Raw genomic sequence first — 15,800 nt, forward strand, 5'->3', positions numbered from 1 at the left:
GCGCTAACACATTCGATCAGGCAACTGGAGCCCACATGACCACCATACTTTCCGTACGCCGCGACGACGAAGTCACCATGGGCGGTGACGGCCAGGTGTCCCTTGGCAACACCGTCATGAAGGGCAACGCCCGCAAAGTGCGCCGTTTGTACAACGGCCAGGTCTTAGCGGGCTTTGCCGGGGGTACCGCCGATGCGTTCACCCTGTTCGAGCGCTTCGAAGCGCAGCTGGAAAAACACCAGGGCAACCTAACCCGCGCCGCGGTGGAGTTGGCCAAAGACTGGCGATCAGACCGCGCGTTACGAAAACTGGAGGCCCTGCTGGCGGTGGCCGACAAAACCGCCTCACTCATCATCACCGGTAACGGCGATGTTATAGAGCCTGAAATGGGCCTGATTGCTATTGGTTCCGGCGGCCCTTTCGCCCAGGCATCTGCCCGCGCGCTGTTAGAGAACACCAACATGAGTGCCCGCGAGATTACCGAAAAAGGCCTGATCATAGCGGCTGACATCTGCATTTACACCAACCAGAATCGCACCATTGAAGTGCTTTCTGCCAACGATTAATCCGGAGCGATCATGTCTGCACTGACTCCCAGAGAAATTGTCCTCGAACTGGACAAACACATCGTTGGCCAGCAGGAAGCTAAACGTGCGGTGGCCATAGCCCTGCGCAATCGCTGGCGCCGTATGCAACTTAGCGACGAGCTGCGTGAAGAAATCAGCCCCAAAAACATTCTAATGATTGGCCCCACCGGTGTTGGTAAAACCGAAATTGCCCGGCGCCTGGCCAAACTGGCAGACGCCCCCTTTTTGAAAGTGGAAGCCACCAAGTTCACCGAGGTGGGTTACGTCGGTCGCGATGTTGACTCCATCATTCGCGACCTGGCTGACATGGCCGTGAAAATGCTGCGTGAACAGGAAATGAAGCGCCACGAAAACAGCGCTCTAGACGCCGCGGAAGATCGCATTCTAGACGCCCTGTTGCCACCGGCACGGGATTTCAAAGAAGACAGCAAGCCGCAGGAAGAATCTGCCACCCGCCAGATGTTCCGTAAAAAACTGCGGGAAGGCGAGCTAGACGACAAAGAAATTGAGATTGATCTGCGCAACAGCAGCGCCAACGTTGAAATCATGGCGCCGCCGGGCATGGAAGAAATGACCAATCAGCTGCAAAGCATGTTTGCCAACATGTCCCAGGACAAGCGCAAAACCCGCAAGATGCGGGTGGCGGATGCCCTGCGCCGGGTGAAAGACGAAGAAGCCGCCAAGCTGGTGAACGAAGAAGAAATCAAACAGAAAGCGGTACAGGCTGTTGAGCAAAACGGCATCGTGTTTCTGGATGAAATCGACAAAGTGGCCAAGCGCTCTGAAAACGCCTCCTCGGATGTATCCCGCGAGGGCGTACAGCGTGACCTTTTGCCGCTGATTGAAGGCAGCACAGTCACCACCAAGTACGGCGCTATTCGCACCGATCACATCCTTTTTATTGCCTCTGGCGCTTTCCACCTAACCAAACCGTCAGATCTGATTCCAGAGCTGCAGGGCCGCCTGCCGATTCGCGTAGAACTGCATGCGCTAACGCCAAACGATTTCAAGCGCATTCTGACAGAGCCGGATGCCTCGCTGGTGCAGCAGTACGAAGCATTGATGGGCGCCGAAGGCCTGAAGCTCAGCTTTACCGACGACGCCATCACCCGCTTGGCAGAAGTGGCGTGGAAAGTGAACGAGAACACCGAAAATATCGGCGCACGGCGTTTACACACCATGTTGGAAAGACTGTTGGAAAGCCTGTCATTCGATGCCGGCGACAAGATCACGGAAGAGTTCGAAGTCACTGCCGAGTACGTCGAGGAGAAACTGGGTAAATTGGCGGAAGACGAAGATTTAAGCCGCTACATTTTGTAGCGGGCGATAGCGAAAGCCGCGACCAGGGCAAGAATGCGTTCTGGTCGCGCACTATCAGGACCGAGCCTTTTCTGCTTGCCCGTTAACGCTTTGCAAGCCGGCCGCCAGCCGGCTTTTTTGTGTCTGCGTTTTTGCCTTTAACGTGGCCTGTGGTGGCTCGCCAAACAGACTGGTGCTGACCGTGCGATCTGCGTCATTCAGATAGTCGTGGCGCAGGGCAATGCCGTATTTCGCCAATTTGGGTTCCAGTTCTGCGGCGCGAAGGCGCAAATCGCGTCGAGTAGCCTGATAGGCGTGTTCGCACAGCAAACGCCGCGATTCAAAACTGAACACATGGGCGCCAAACAGAAGGGCGTCGTCACTGCTGGGTTCAAACAGCACAATGTCTTTATCTGGATAGTCCTGAGCGTAACGGTCTATCCCGGACTGCATGCGCGAATGCACCATGGTGCGGTACGTTTGCGCCAGCACATTGGGCATACCAGAGCGGGTCATCTCGCCGGCTGCCAAGGTACCGGCTTTCATGGCGGCAGTGGCGTCTAGCGGTACCTGGGGATTGATTGCCAGCACCAAGTCAGCCTGATGATCAAACGCTACCGAGGCGTGAAGGCCTTTGCGTAAGGTTCCATCGACGTAGTAATGGCCGTCTATTTCCACCGGTACGTAAATTCCCGCCGAAGCCGTACTGGCCTGAATAGCTTTGGAGATGGGCACGGCATCAAACCCCGGCGCACCAAAACACACCGACTTCGAACTTTCCACATCGGCGGCCACAATGAACAGCTGGCGCTTGAGTTGGCGGAAATCGTTGGTGCGGCCCAGCATGGTGAATGCGCGCCTTAAGTAATGGTGCAAGCCTTCATTATTGAACAGCCCGGCGGGTGCGGCCTGGGCCAAAATGGTCAAGGCTTCCAGCAGGCTCTGATCGTAGGGATTGTGAAAGAAGCGGGTGAACGCGGTGGTAATCAGCCCGGGTATGGCCAGTAAACGGCGGCCCATTTCAGCGAAGGCCGGGCGGTAAAAAACACCGGGATGAAACGGGTGCAATTCGGATTCGTTGCGCACAAAAATTCGACACAGCTGGGCAGTGGTTACCTGGTTCACCAGATGAGCCGCCACAAACGACCCCGAGTTCACCCCTACGTAAACATCCAGATCGTTGAAGTCCAGCCCTTCCAGAGCTTCGTCAAGCGCCCTCAGTGCACCTATTTCATAAATGCCGCCAATCGGGCCGCCACCGCCTAACGCCAGACCGATTCGGGGCTTTTTGCTGCCGTTTGCATTCGCCGGCTTCGGTTTTTTTGTCAGTTTGCCGTTACTCATGGTTTGGCCTTATCGAGTTATTCAGGCGGATGCCGAAGCTACCTCTGCCAAGGTTTTGCCCGTGGATTTTCCGGGCCGCATATAGCGTCCAAATCCGGCATTGCGCAACGCCAGGTCAACACAGCTTTTGATCACATGGGGCGAATCCAGCAGCAGGATGTCTTGCAACAGATTGTTCGCCCACTCAAGGCTGACACTGCGAATCACCGATTTCACTTTTGGCAGGCTGGCTGCGTTCATCGACAGTGAATCGTAGCCCATGGCCATCAGCAATACGGCGCCGCCCGGGTCGCCCGCCAATTCGCCACACACCCCCACCGGTTTGCCCACAGCATGGGCGTCCTGGGCAATACGCACCAGCGCCTGCAGCACAGCAGGATGGTAAGAATGGTACAGCTGGGCCACACGGGGATTATTACGATCTACCGCCAGCAAATACTGGGTCAGATCGTTAGTACCCACCGACAGGAAATCCACCCGGTCGGCCAGTTCGCGTATCTGATAGACCGCTGCCGGCACTTCGATCATTACGCCCACTTTTGGCATGTGGATGTTGTAACCGTCTTCGCGCACTTCGTGATATACGCGGTAAATCAGATGAAGAGACTCTTCCACTTCGGAAATATTGCTGATCATTGGCAGCATAATCTGCAAATTGTTCAGGCCTTCGCTGGCCTTCATCATCGCCCGCACCTGTAGTTGGAAAATCTCCGGGTGGTCCAGGGTGACCCGTATGCCACGCCAGCCCAGAAACGGATTTTCCTCGTGGATGGGGAAATACGTCAGGCACTTGTCGCCGCCGATATCCAGGGTGCGCATGGTCACCGGGTTAGGCGCAAAGGCTTCCAACTGCTCGCGGTAGTATTCACGCTGTTCCTGTTCCGAAGGAAAGCGATCTTTAATCATGAACGGCACTTCCGTGCGGTACAGGCCAATGCCTTCGGCGCCGTGATTCAGCGACCGCACCACGTCAGTCATCAATCCGGTGTTTACCAGCATGGATACCCGGTGATGGTCGGTGGTTTCACAAGGCAAATCGCGCAGGGCTTCGAGGCCGCGAATCAGCTCGTTTTCTTCGTCGCAGATAACCTGAAAATAAGCGCGCAATTCCGCCGATGGCGACGCGAAGATCTGGCCTTCGAAGCCGTCGACCACCAGTTCCTTGCCGTCGAGCTGATTCACCGGTATGTCAACCAGCCCCATCACCGTGGGTATGCCCATGGCGCGAGCCAGAATGGCCACGTGGGAGTGGCTGGAGCCTTTCACCGAAACCAATCCCACCAACTGGCCCTTGGGCACTTCGCCCAGCATAGCGGGGGTGATCTCTTCACTCACCAATACGGTGCGTTCGGGGTATTCCAGGCCGGCTTGCTCGCCTTCCTGCAGGTGTGACAACAAACGCCGACCCAGGTCGCGCACGTCTACCGCCCGCTCCTGCAGATAATGATCATCCATCATCTCGAAATTGCGCACGTACTGTTGCACAACCTGTTTTAGCGATCCCTGGGCCCAGTTACCTTCGCGAATTTTACCGTTCACTTCATCCGGCAGGGCTTCATCGCTGAGCATGCGCAGGTACACATCAAACAACGCCTGTTCCTGCGGCCTCAGCTGCGAAGCCAGTCGTGCTGCTACCCGTTCAATGTCTTCGCGCACGGCGCTTACCGCGCACTGGAACAGGTCCAGTTCGTGCTCAATATCATCCGTGGTTTTTTCCGGCACAAGGTCAAGGTCTGCCGCCGGGTAAACGGCTACGCCGGTGCCAATGGCCACGCCGGGGGCGCCGGGCACGCCGTCAAAACCGATGTCATGAGCCTCCTCGCCGGTGAGCGACAAACCACCAATGGCGCCCGTGGCCTCGCTGTGGGCGATCACCCCGCTGAGCTGAGCCGAAATAGTCACCATAAAGGCTTCTTCACCTTCATTAAAACTGCGGGAACTCTCACGCTGCTGCACGACCAATACACCCATCAGGCGGCGATGGTGAATAATGGGCACACCCAGAAACGAGCGGAAGCGTTCTTCGCCGGTTTCAGGAAAGTAACGGTAACGGGGATGGGAAGGCGCATCTTCCAGATTAATCAGCTCTTCCCGCGAGCCCACAAGACCCACAAGGCCCTCGGAATAACCCAGGCTAACCTTGCCCACGGCTTTGCGGTACAGCCCTTCAGTGGCCATCAGTACGTAGCGGTTGGTAGCAGGGTCTAGCAGATACACCGAACACACTTCGGTGTTCATGGCTTTTTGCACACGCGAAACAATAATGCTCAGCGCCTCCTGCAGGTCGCGGGCGCTGTTTACTTCCTGGACGATCGTTCGCAATGTACTCAGCATGTTGGGATTAGCCCGTCGTCATGATTGTTCCTTCAAGCGCCGGTTGTGCTCGGCACGTCGCGCCTGCTCCATGTTATGGAACAGCCGCGGCGCCAGCTCGCGCAGCGCACGTCGGTAGACTTCTTTTTTGAATGAGATCACCTGCCCCAACGGATACCAGTAGCTTACCCACTGCCAGCCGTCGAATTCCGGTGAATCGGTACCGTCTACGCATACCTGCGCGTCTGGCGAAAGCATCCTCAGCAGGAACCATTTCTGTTTTTGCCCTACACACAACGGGTGCGAATTGTGGCGAACCATCCGTCGCGGCAAGCGGTATCGAAGCCAGCCCCGCGTACAACTGATAATTTCCACATCGCGGGCGCACAGCCCAACTTCCTCCCCAAGCTCCCGGTACAATGCCTGTTCCGGTGTTTCATCCTGATGAATTCCGCCTTGCGGGAACTGCCAGGAGTTTTGGCCTATGCGCCTCGCCCACAACACTTGCCCTTTGTGGTTGGCCAGAATGATTCCGACGTTGGGTCTGAAACCGTCTGAGTCGATCACGGTACAGTACCTCTTTAAGAGTCGGTTAACCGCGGCAAAATGCGACGGCCAGATTTTTCCAAGTTGCTCTCATTCTTGCAGAATCCCAAGAAATCGGCAATCACGGCTGTTTGCGTGCGGCCATGATAAGCTGCTGCACACTTCAAGACGCCGGTAAGTGCCGGCTTTGAGCCACCTTAATCACTGAGGCAGCACCATGACTCTGGCCATATTCGATCTGGACAACACCTTGCTGAACGGCGACAGCGACCACGCCTGGGGCGTTTTTCTGGCGGCGCAAGGCATTGTAGACGCCGATGCGCACCGTAAAGCCAATGACCGGTTTTATCAGGATTACCTGAACGGCGAGCTGGACGTGTTTCGCTATCAGCGTTTTGTGCTGGAACCCCTGGCGCAGTTTTCAATGGACGAATTGCACGCCATGCGCGAGCGTTTTATGGCTAGCCACGTGCAACCGATGCTGCAAACCAAAGCCACCGAGCTGCTGCAACAGCATCGCAGCCAAGGCCACACACTGATGATTATTACGGCCACCAATCATTTTATTACCAAGCCAATCGCCGACCTTTTGGGCATTGAGCACCTGATTGCCACCAACCCGGAAGTGGTGAATGGCCGCTTTACTGGAGAGGTGTCGGGCACGCCCAGTTTTCAGGGCGGGAAGGTAACGCGTCTGAAGCAGTGGCTGAATGAAAACGATGAATCATTGGACGGCGCCTGGTTCTACAGCGATTCCATTAACGATGCACCGCTGCTGGAACAGGTTGCGAACCCGGTAGTCGTTGATCCGGATTCGCGCCTGGAAGCCATGGCCGGCGAGCGCGGTTGGCCCGTTATGTCGCTACGGGATTGATTCCCCCAGCGACTTTTCAGGCGCTGGATAGCCGAGTTTATAAAAACCCGGTCAGCGAACGCACAAAGCAGGATTTGATGTAATCAGTTTCCGCAATGCCCGGAATAACCGGGTGGTCTGGCGCCTGATGACCCTGCTCCAGCAGCTGCACAAAGCGGTCAATTTTACGGCCGCTGCCGCGGATGATGTCTACCAGCTTTTCCTGGGACAAGTGCATAGAGCAAGACGCCGATACCAGTAAGCCATCCCGCTCCAGCAGGCGCAAACCCAGCTGATTCAAGCGTGCATAGGCTTGCTCACCGGCCTTCTGGTCGCGGCGGCGGGGTATCAGTGCAGGCGGGTCTAGCACCACAATGTCGAACTTCTGTTTTTCATCCGCCAATGCTTTTAACGCGTCAAAGGCGTCGCCTTCAATGGTGTCAACGTTCGTCAGTCCGTTCAGGCGAGCGTTGTGGTGCACCGACTCAATGGCTGACGCCGAGCTGTCTATGCAGGTCACGCTGGTGGCGCCGGCACTGGCGGCCTGTATGCCCCAACCACCCACGTAACTGAATACATCCAGCACCCGCTTGCCCGGCGCGTAGGCCTGCAAACGCGCACGGTTCATGCGGTGGTCGTAAAACCAGCCGGTTTTCTGCCCACCCGCCAGCGGCACTTCAAACTTGACGCCGTTTTCTTCCAGCTCAAGCATGTCAGGAGCGCTGCCGTGGGCCTGCTCCACATAGCTTTCCAGACCTTCCACTTTGCGCATTTTACCGTCGTTTTTCAGCACAATAGAGCTGGCCTGGGTCAGCCTTTGTATTGCCCGTACAATGGCTTCCTTCATCTGTTCCATGCCGGCGCTGGAAATTTGCACCACCACGGTGTCCCCGAAGCGGTCAATCACCAGCCCGGACAGACCATCGCTGTCACCAAACACCCAGCGGTAAAACGGTTTGTTAAACAGCCGCTGGCGCAGTTCCAGCGCCACTTCCATGCGCTGGGTAAGCCGTTGTGGGGTCATGCCATGGGTTGGGTCACGGCTAATCAGCCGGCCACAAATCAGCGCATGGGGATTCACAAACACGGTGCCCAGTGGCTTGTCGTTCGATGCGCGCAGCTCTGCCTGAATACCGGCTTCGAAGCCGGTCAGCGGCGAGCGTTTCATATCCACTTCATTACTGTAGACCCACAAGTGGCCTGCCCGCAGACGGCGCTCGGCGCCTTTGCGGAGGTATAACACCGGGAAATTCATAAAGGATTGTTACTCCGCTGCGACCAGGTCGCTGTAAGTGTCTGCATCCATCAGGCCATCAAGTTCGCCGTCGTCGGTCATCTTCACCCGAAACAGCCAGCCTTCGCCGTAAGGGTCTTCGTTCACTTTTTCCGGCTCATCTTCTAACAGCTCGTTAATTTCGACCACTTCGCCGGTCACCGGGCTGAATACGTCTGAGGCAGATTTGACCGACTCCGCCACGCCGGCTTCTTCGCCGCCGGTCACCGTGGCGCCCAGCTCCGGAACGCCAATATAGACCACATCACCCAACTGCTGTTGGGCAAAATCGGTAATACCCACGGTGGCCAGGCCGTTTTCATCTACCCGCACCCACTGGTGGGTTTCAAGGTATTTCAAATCAGAAGGAACATCGCTCATCGGTCGAATCCTGATAGATTAAAATGGGTTTGTAGTACCAGATTGGCCGCATTTTAGCTGAATAACCGACGTCTCGTCTGGCTAATTCGTCAATCCAGCGTTTAGCGCGATGTCGTCTCGGCGAACCTCTGTGGCCAGCTTCATAAACGCGCTGAGGTAATCCACATTGCGGTCGCGCTCGCGACAGCCCAGAAAGATCTGTTTACCAATGCCCGTTTCGCCCAGCTGCACTGGCACAATGGCCATACGCTGCTGGTATTCCTGCACTAGCCAACGTGGCAGAGCCGCTACACCGCGGCCGGCAGCGACCATCTGCAACATAATGTCGGTGGTTTCGATGGTTTTGTGCCGCGACGGGCGAATATTGGCCGGAAGTAAGAGATGTGTGTATACGTCCAGACGTTCCACCGCCACCGGGTAGGTAATCAGAATTTCTGGCTCCAGATCCTGCGCGCTGATCCAATCGTTGTGTGCCAATCGATGGCCATTGTGCACCACCAGCACTTGCTCGTAATCAAACACCGGTTCAAACACAAGGCCTGGCCGATGCAACGGGTCTGGCGTTACCAGCAGGTCAATATCATGGCCAAACAGCGCGCCTATACCCCCAAACTGGAATTTCTGTTTTACGTCTACGTCTACCGTGGGCCAGTGCCCAAGATACGGCCCCACCACTTTTAACAGCCACTGATAACAGGGGTGGCATTCCATACCAATGCGCAGAGTGCCCGCCTGGCCACGGGCGAACTGGTCGATTTGCAGTTCTGCATGCTCGAATTGCGGCAGCAAACGGTTCGCCAGAGCAAGAAGGTATTTGCCCGCCTGGGTCAGCTGCAGTTGCCGGCCTTCGCGCGACCATAAAGGCGTGCCGAGCTGCTGCTCCAGTTTACGGATGGAATGGCTCAGCGCCGACTGGGTCAGGTGCAGGCGTTCGGCAGCAGCGGTCAAGGAGCCGCCCGCGTTTACGGCCCGCAGAACTTCCAGATGGTTACGTTCAATCACAGATATGCCTACTCATAGCTCAGCCTAACGTGAATAGAATTCATGGATATGTGAAATAATACCATTATTTTTCATAAATACTCGGGGGTAATGTGGTTACTCATAACCAATAGCAATCAAAACACACGCTTTATTCCGGAGATGAACATGGCCATTACCCACAACCTGGGATTTCCTCGCATTGGCGCTCAGCGCGAACTAAAATTCGCTCAGGAAGCTTTCTGGCAGGGCAGAATTAACGCTGACGAACTGCAGTCTACCGCAGCCACCTTACGCGCCAAACACTGGCAGCAGCAACAGGCGCAGGGGCTGGACTGGGTGCCGGTGGGGGACTTTTCTCTATACGACCAAGTGTTGGACATGAGCTCTACCCTGGGCAACCTGCCAGAGCGCGCCAGCGCCACCGACGGCACCGAGCTGGACCGTTATTTCCGCGTGGCCCGCGGCCGCTCCGCCAGCGACAGTGCCTGTAGTCCCGCCCGTGCGGTTGAGATGAACGAGTGCCACGCAGGCGAAATGACCAAGTGGTTCGACACCAACTACCACTACATCGTGCCGGAGTTTCATGCCGGCACCGAGTTCAGTCTGAACGCCAATCGCCTGGTTGCCCAACTGGCTGAAGCCCGCGCGCAAGGCGTCGCCGCAAAACCGGTGATTCTTGGCCCGGTATCGTATCTGTTGCTTGGCAAAAGCAAAGACGACAGCGACCGCCTGGCCCTGCTGGACAAACTGCTGCCAGTGTACGGCCAACTGCTACAAACCCTGGCGGACAATGGCGCCAGCTGGGTACAGATTGATGAGCCGGCGCTGGTCACCGAACTGAACAGCGACTGGCGCCATGCCATTACGCTGGCCTACCACCAGTTCAAATCCGCACCGGTAAAGCTGCTGTTGACCACCTATTTTGGCGAGCTGCGCGAGAACCTTCAGCTGGCCTGCGAGCTGCCAGTGGCGGGCCTGCATCTGGACGCCGTTAGCGCACCGGCGGAAGTTCAACGCTTGGTTGACTGGTTGCCAAGCCACAAAGTGTTGTCGTTAGGAATCATCAGCGGTCGCAACATCTGGAAAACCGACCTGACGGCAACGCTGGACTGGCTGGAGCCAATACAGCAGAAACTGGGTGATCGGCTATGGCTCGCGCCGTCTTGTTCACTGCTGCACGTGCCGGTGGATCTGACCCAGGAAACCGAGCTGGATGCCGAGGTAAGCAACTGGCTGGCCTTCGCCCAACAGAAACTGGAAGAACTGAACCTGCTGGCCCGCGCCTTAACTCACGGCCGCAACACTGTTGCCGCAGAACTTACCGCCAACGCGCAAGCGCTGGCCAGCCGTCGCCATTCACCGCGGGTGCACAATCCAAAAGTAGCCGCATCGGTGGCGGCGATCACGCCCGAACTGGGCCAGCGTAAGAGCCTGTTTGGCAAACGCATTGCTCTGCAACAGCAGCACTTGAATCTGCCGGCCTTTCCAACCACCACCATCGGATCTTTTCCGCAAACCGCTGAGATTCGCCAAACCCGACTGCAATTTCGCAAGGGTGAGCTGGATGCCGCCGCTTACCAAGAGCGCATTCGCGAGGAAATCGCCCACTGTGTCCGCCAGCAGGAAGAATTGGGACTGGATGTACTGGTGCACGGTGAAGCCGAACGTAACGACATGGTGGAGTATTTCGGCGAACAGCTAGACGGCTATGTGTTCAGTCGCTTTGGCTGGGTGCAGTCTTACGGCTCCCGCTGTGTGAAGCCACCGATTCTATTCGGTGATATCTCGCGGCCAAAAGCGATGACGGTGGACTGGATAAACTACGCTCAGTCGCTCACCAGCAAACCGCTTAAAGGCATGCTGACTGGCCCGGTCACCATTCTGAATTGGTCCTTTGTGCGCGACGATCAACCCCGCCGTGACACCTGTTTGCAGTTGGCGCTGGCTATTCGCGAGGAAGTGCAGGATTTGGAGGCAGCTGGCGTAAAAATCATCCAGATTGACGAAGCGGCGCTGCGCGAAGGTCTGCCATTACGCCAGACCGATTGGGACAGCTATCTTCAGTGGGCGGTAGACGCTTTCCGTATAACCGCCAATGGCGTGAGTGATCAAACCCAGATTCACACCCACATGTGCTATTCGGAGTTCAACGACATTATCGCTGCCATCGCCCGCATGGATGCCGACGTGATTACCATTGAAACGTCGCGTTCCGACATGGAACTGCTGAACGCCTTCAAGAACTTTGACTACCCTAACGACATTGGCCCCGGTGTTTACGACATTCACTCCCCGAACATTCCGCAGGTCGATCAGATTATCGGCTTGATGAACAAGGCAGCAGAACGGATTCCGGCGCAGCGGTTGTGGGTAAACCCGGATTGCGGCCTGAAAACCCGCCGTTGGGAGGAAGTGCAGCCAGCGCTGCGGGCCATGGTGAGCGCTGCCAAAGAGCTGCGCCAGAAACTGGCAGAGCAAGCCGCTTGAGCAGCGCTTAGTAACCCCCGCTTTCGCGATCCAGCACTACCTTGAAATCCAGCGCCCGGTGCACCTTCGTAGTGAAACCACCGGCGCTGCCCAGCTCGAACCAACGGTACCCGGGTGCCCGCTCTTCAACCGAGAACTCACGGGCGCCGGCGGTAAACTGAATACAGGTTGAGGGCGTGCCCAACAGGCGCACGCTGTTTTCCTGCCGGTCCACTTCCTGATGAATATGGCCCCAGGTAACAACCCTAACCTGTGGGTGGCGATTAATAATTGCCCAGAAAGCGTCACGATTGTGCAGGCCAATGTCTGCCATCCAGTTGGCGGTTATATCCACCGGGTGATGATGCAGAGCTATGAGCGCGGGCAACCGGGGGTTGGCTTCCAGGGTTGCGTCTAGCCATTCCAACTCTCGCTGGGTTAACTCGCCGTGCACCTTGTGCGGTACCGATGAGTCCAGCATCAGAATCTGCCAGCCGCCCTGCTTCAGGTATTTGCGCTCGGCACGATAGCGGCGGGCAACCGGCCACAGCCGCTCGGTATTGTCGTGGTTACCCGGAATCCACAGGCTGTCGCAATCGAATCTCGCCAACGCCCGCGCCAGCGCCTCGTAGGCATCAACGCTGCCATCCTGTGCCAAATCACCGGTGGCCAGCACCAAATCCGGCTGACCGCCGTGTTTCAGCACATCATCAATCACCGCCGCCAAGCTGTCGCGAGTGTTAATGCCAAGCAACCTGGCATCGCGGTCGGCACTCAGGTGGGGGTCTGTCAGCTGCAGAACTCTAAGCGGTCGCAGCTCTTGCAACTCTTGCAACTCTTGCAACAGGGATTGAGGCATCATGGGGCAGATCCGGCAAACATGGCGTTAAGGGTGACTTCCAGTTTACGCTCCCCGGAGCTTACGGACCCTTTGCTGAATGCTAAAGAAGTCACATTCTGGCCAATTCAGGCCGTGTTTTTGTGCGGTTCAGCAGGTTATCAAAACGGTTGGGCGGAATTAATTCTGGCAGTCACCCGATGTCCAGACCGCATGCTCCATTGGCAGGTGGCCAAAACGCAGGCAGTAATCCAGCCAGTCAGTCAAAAAACTGTTCACCTGCATTTTTTCATCGGGATGGTGCATATAGCGATTAGGGTAATCGTTCACCGGCGCAATTTGGCGATCACGGTAACAGCTGATCACTTCCGCCATACTGGCATCATGATAAACCCGCACGGTCATTTGCGGATTGTTCAGCCAGCGCCCGGCGTTGTGCACCTGCTCAAGTAGCAGGGTTTCGGTAAAGCGCGCGGTTTGCAGAATTTCGATACGCACCCGGCCTAAATACTGGTGTTCTCGGTGAAGCTCGAACTCTGCAACGGGCTGACCGTTGGCTTCCAACTGGCGCAGCTTACGCAGCCTTTGATAATTACCATCACCCAAAGCGCCCAACTGCCGCAGGTCTGGCACATAGCGTTTGGGTTTCATGGTCCACTGATTCATCGATTCATACCTTCCCGCAGGCGCGGGCGATTCAGCTCCAGCCATTGCAAAGCAATAATGGCGGCGGCGTTGTTGATACGACCGTCCTTGATCATCGCTATGGCGTCTTCAGCAGCCAGCACGTGCGCGCGAATGTCCTCGTGTTCGTGTTCAAGGCCAAACAGACCGCCGGCGTTAGCACTGCTGATTTCACCATAATACAGGTAAATCATTTCGGTGGTGCCTCCGGGCGACACCAAGTAACTGCAAATAGGGTCCAGACGCTTAAAACTCAGCCCGGCTTCTTCGTCGGCTTCGCGGTGGGCCACGTCTTCCGGGTTTTCGCCCTCTTCGTTCATGCCCGCCACCAGCTCCAGCAGCCAGGGCGACTGGTTGCGCCCGATCGCCCCCAGGCGAAACTGCTCCAGTAATACGACTTGATCGCGCTGCGGATCATAAGGCAGCACGCAGGTGGCGTCGCCGCGGACAAACAGCTCGCGGGTGAAAGTGGGCATGGTGCGGCCGTCAAAACGCGGGTGGCTTAGCCACAGTTTGTCCATGCGGAAAAAACCCTGAAACACGGTTTCACGCTTTTCGACGCTGACGTTGTTGGCTTGAAACTGGAACGGTTTGGTCATGGGTTGCCCTAAGCTAAAAACAATTATGAAAGATAATCGCTGGCCAGCGCTGATTGCAAGTTATGCGTAGGTTTAGGGCGAGTATTGAGTTTGAGTACAATTTTAAAATACATGTATTCTACAATGGTAGAGCTGCCGGCGATAATTGGCCATAATAGGTGGTACAGATTTGCTTGCCATCAAGCGGGCACTCGCCCAAGCGCACAGGTTCTCAGGAGACAGAATGAAGAAACAATTGCTATCCGGGCTTATCGGCCTTTTTGCGGCTACGCCCGTGCTTGCCATGAACCTGATTGAAACCTACGAAAAAGCACTTTCCTACGACTCCGGAATTGCGTCTGCCCGCGCCAGTTTTGAAGCCCGGCAGGCAGCCAGCGATATCAGCCGCAGCAAATTGCTGCCGCAGCTTGGCGCCTCCGCCGATGCTAATTATACGGATAGCGACGGCCCGTCACAGAATGTGGATTACACAACCCTGGGCCTTGGCCTGCAGTTGACCCAGCCAGTGTTTCGCGCAGATGCCTGGTTCAACTACGATGCCAGCAAATTCCAGACCGACTCGGCTCGCGCCCAGTACCATCTTGCCCAACAGCAGCTGATTCTGGATGTGGCCTCAGCCTATTTTGACGTACTGCGGGCGCAAGACACAGTGACCACCCTGCGAGCCACCGAAACCGCTATACAGCGCCAATACGACCAGGCCCAGGAACGCTTCGATGTGGGTTTGATTGCGATTACCGAAGTGCTTGAAGCCCGCGCCACGTTTGATGACAGCCGCAGCCAGAGAATTGCTGCGGAAAACAGTCTTAACATCGCCCGCGAGCAGCTGGCTCGTTTAACCGGCGAATACACAGAGCAGCTTGAAAATCTGCGCCAGAACTTTCCCCTGAACCCGCCCGAGCCGATGAATCCGGATTTGTGGGAAACCACCGCGCTGGAGCAGAACTGGACCATTCAGGCGGCCATTTTTGACCTGAAAGCCAGCGAAGAAACTCTGAAAGCGGCCAAGGCCGGGCATTATCCAACGGTGGATTTTCAGGCGTCTTACGGCACGTCCAAAATCGGCGGCCTTGATAGCAGCGGCCCGTTAACCCAGCAGCGCAACGGCACCACCACCCAGGGCGTTATTGGCTTCCAGCTAAACGTTCCACTTTACTCCGGCGGTGGCATTCAAGCCGGTGTGCGCCAGCAGCGTTCGTTGCTGACGGTGGCCGAAGAGTCGCTGAACACGGTGCGCCGTGACGTTCGCGTGAACACCCGCAGTCGCTTTTTGACCATCAATAACAACATTCAAACCGCAGCGGCGCTGGATCAGACTATTATATCGCGGCGCAGCGCGCTGGACGCCACCCGTGCCGGTTATGACGTAGGCACACGTAACATTGTAGAAGTGCTGGACGCCGAGCGCGCTTACTATGTAGCGCTGCGAGACTTCGCCAACGCCCGCTACGACTACGTGGTGAACTCGTTGCGGCTTAAACAGTCGGCTGGCACCCTAAGCCCGCAGGACTTGGTAGAGCTGAACAATTGGCTGAGCGCAAACGCGCCGGGCATCGAAGCCCTGGCCAACGACGACACAACGTTAAATAGCCAAACAATGAGCCAGTAAGCCGGTAACCGCATTTTTCAGCCG

14 protein-coding genes are annotated in these 15,800 nt (G+C 56.5%); 5 read left to right on the forward strand and 9 right to left on the reverse strand.

The window, feature by feature from the left end:
- Nucleotides 1-35: 35 nt before the first annotated feature.
- On the forward strand, nt 36-566 hold the full coding sequence (gene hslV / locus MIH18_RS08690) for an ATP-dependent protease subunit HslV (RefSeq protein ID WP_249007641.1): 531 nt from the start codon (nt 36-38) through the stop codon (nt 564-566).
- A gap of 12 nt (nt 567-578) precedes the next feature.
- A complete protein-coding gene (gene hslU, locus MIH18_RS08695; RefSeq protein ID WP_249007640.1) occupies nt 579-1,907 on the forward strand; it encodes an ATP-dependent protease ATPase subunit HslU in 1,329 nt (442 codons plus the stop codon).
- 54 nt (nt 1,908-1,961) lie between these two features.
- Here hslU and MIH18_RS08700 read toward each other — a convergent pair whose 3' ends face one another.
- From MIH18_RS08700 to MIH18_RS08710, 3 genes are read right to left on the reverse strand one after another with little or no spacing between them, the layout of a single operon-like run.
- Nucleotides 1,962-3,230, reverse strand: a complete 1,269-nt coding sequence (locus tag MIH18_RS08700; protein WP_249014332.1) for a patatin-like phospholipase family protein — start codon at nt 3,228-3,230, stop codon at nt 1,962-1,964.
- A gap of 21 nt (nt 3,231-3,251) precedes the next feature.
- A complete protein-coding gene (gene ptsP / locus MIH18_RS08705) occupies nt 3,252-5,564 on the reverse strand; it encodes a phosphoenolpyruvate--protein phosphotransferase (protein ID WP_249007638.1) in 2,313 nt (770 codons plus the stop codon).
- Nucleotides 5,565-5,582: 18 nt separating this feature from the next.
- Nucleotides 5,583-6,110 (reverse strand): RNA pyrophosphohydrolase, encoded by a 528-nt coding sequence (locus MIH18_RS08710; RefSeq protein ID WP_249007637.1) that lies wholly within the window; start codon nt 6,108-6,110, stop codon nt 5,583-5,585.
- Between the two features lie 196 nt (nt 6,111-6,306).
- Between MIH18_RS08710 and MIH18_RS08715 the strand changes: the two genes are divergently transcribed.
- Nucleotides 6,307-6,963 (forward strand): HAD family phosphatase, encoded by a 657-nt coding sequence (locus tag MIH18_RS08715; RefSeq protein ID WP_249014333.1) that lies wholly within the window; start codon nt 6,307-6,309, stop codon nt 6,961-6,963.
- Between the two features lie 37 nt (nt 6,964-7,000).
- Here the strand turns inward: MIH18_RS08715 and MIH18_RS08720 are convergent, their stop codons facing one another.
- The 3 genes from MIH18_RS08720 to MIH18_RS08730 form a co-directional block, all read right to left on the reverse strand.
- On the reverse strand, nt 7,001-8,197 hold the full coding sequence (locus MIH18_RS08720) for a class I SAM-dependent rRNA methyltransferase (protein WP_249007635.1): 1,197 nt from the start codon (nt 8,195-8,197) through the stop codon (nt 7,001-7,003).
- 9 nt (nt 8,198-8,206) lie between these two features.
- Nucleotides 8,207-8,596, reverse strand: a complete 390-nt coding sequence (gcvH, locus tag MIH18_RS08725) for a glycine cleavage system protein GcvH (protein ID WP_249007634.1) — start codon at nt 8,594-8,596, stop codon at nt 8,207-8,209.
- 81 nt (nt 8,597-8,677) lie between these two features.
- Complete coding sequence (locus MIH18_RS08730) at nt 8,678-9,598, reverse strand: LysR family transcriptional regulator (protein WP_249007633.1); 921 nt, start codon at nt 9,596-9,598, stop codon at nt 8,678-8,680.
- 147 nt (nt 9,599-9,745) lie between these two features.
- Between MIH18_RS08730 and metE the strand changes: the two genes are divergently transcribed.
- Nucleotides 9,746-12,067 (forward strand): 5-methyltetrahydropteroyltriglutamate--homocysteine S-methyltransferase, encoded by a 2,322-nt coding sequence (gene metE, locus MIH18_RS08735; protein ID WP_249014334.1) that lies wholly within the window; start codon nt 9,746-9,748, stop codon nt 12,065-12,067.
- A gap of 7 nt (nt 12,068-12,074) precedes the next feature.
- On the opposite strand, the gene cpdA is transcribed toward metE, so the two are convergent.
- From cpdA to MIH18_RS08750, 3 genes are all read right to left on the reverse strand, one after another.
- Nucleotides 12,075-12,905 carry a 3',5'-cyclic-AMP phosphodiesterase gene (gene cpdA, locus MIH18_RS08740; protein ID WP_249014609.1) on the reverse strand — a complete coding sequence of 277 codons (831 nt, stop codon included), beginning with the start codon at nt 12,903-12,905 and terminating at the stop codon, nt 12,075-12,077.
- A 159-nt stretch (nt 12,906-13,064) separates the two neighbouring features.
- Nucleotides 13,065-13,550: a DUF1249 domain-containing protein gene (locus MIH18_RS08745; RefSeq protein WP_249007630.1), complete on the reverse strand. Its 486-nt coding sequence runs from the start codon at nt 13,548-13,550 to the stop codon at nt 13,065-13,067.
- The gene (locus MIH18_RS08750; RefSeq protein ID WP_249007629.1) at nt 13,547-14,167 is read right to left on the reverse strand and encodes an NUDIX domain-containing protein; all 621 of its coding nucleotides are present in this window, start codon (nt 14,165-14,167) and stop codon (nt 13,547-13,549) included. Before MIH18_RS08750 ends, MIH18_RS08745 begins: the two co-directional genes overlap by 4 nt.
- A 223-nt stretch (nt 14,168-14,390) precedes the next feature.
- Here MIH18_RS08750 and MIH18_RS08755 point away from each other — a divergent pair, with 223 nt between their 5' ends.
- Nucleotides 14,391-15,776 (forward strand): TolC family outer membrane protein, encoded by a 1,386-nt coding sequence (locus MIH18_RS08755; protein ID WP_249014335.1) that lies wholly within the window; start codon nt 14,391-14,393, stop codon nt 15,774-15,776.
- Nucleotides 15,777-15,800: the final 24 nt, after the last annotated feature.

It is taken from the genome of Marinobacter sp. M3C, from assembly GCF_023311895.1.
Lineage (GTDB): Bacteria > Pseudomonadota > Gammaproteobacteria > Pseudomonadales > Oleiphilaceae > Marinobacter.

What these genes read in the sequence shown, in the direction of transcription:
- hslV (WP_249007641.1), top strand. Translation starts at nt 36, where the DNA reads ATGACCACCATACTTTCCGTACGCCGCGACGACGAAGTCACCATGGGC.
- gcvH (WP_249007634.1), bottom strand. Translation starts at nt 8,596, where the DNA reads ATGAGCGATGTTCCTTCTGATTTGAAATACCTTGAAACCCACCAGTGG.
- MIH18_RS08715 (WP_249014333.1), top strand. Translation starts at nt 6,307, where the DNA reads ATGACTCTGGCCATATTCGATCTGGACAACACCTTGCTGAACGGCGAC.
- MIH18_RS08720 (WP_249007635.1), bottom strand. Translation starts at nt 8,197, where the DNA reads ATGAATTTCCCGGTGTTATACCTCCGCAAAGGCGCCGAGCGCCGTCTG.
- MIH18_RS08745 (WP_249007630.1), bottom strand. Translation starts at nt 13,550, where the DNA reads ATGAATCAGTGGACCATGAAACCCAAACGCTATGTGCCAGACCTGCGG.
- metE (WP_249014334.1), top strand. Translation starts at nt 9,746, where the DNA reads ATGGCCATTACCCACAACCTGGGATTTCCTCGCATTGGCGCTCAGCGC.
- MIH18_RS08700 (WP_249014332.1), bottom strand. Translation starts at nt 3,230, where the DNA reads ATGAGTAACGGCAAACTGACAAAAAAACCGAAGCCGGCGAATGCAAAC.
- ptsP (WP_249007638.1), bottom strand. Translation starts at nt 5,564, where the DNA reads ATGCTGAGTACATTGCGAACGATCGTCCAGGAAGTAAACAGCGCCCGC.
- MIH18_RS08750 (WP_249007629.1), bottom strand. Translation starts at nt 14,167, where the DNA reads ATGACCAAACCGTTCCAGTTTCAAGCCAACAACGTCAGCGTCGAAAAG.
- hslU (WP_249007640.1), top strand. Translation starts at nt 579, where the DNA reads ATGTCTGCACTGACTCCCAGAGAAATTGTCCTCGAACTGGACAAACAC.
- MIH18_RS08755 (WP_249014335.1), top strand. Translation starts at nt 14,391, where the DNA reads ATGAAGAAACAATTGCTATCCGGGCTTATCGGCCTTTTTGCGGCTACG.
- cpdA (WP_249014609.1), bottom strand. Translation starts at nt 12,905, where the DNA reads ATGCCTCAATCCCTGTTGCAAGAGTTGCAAGAGTTGCAAGAGCTGCGA.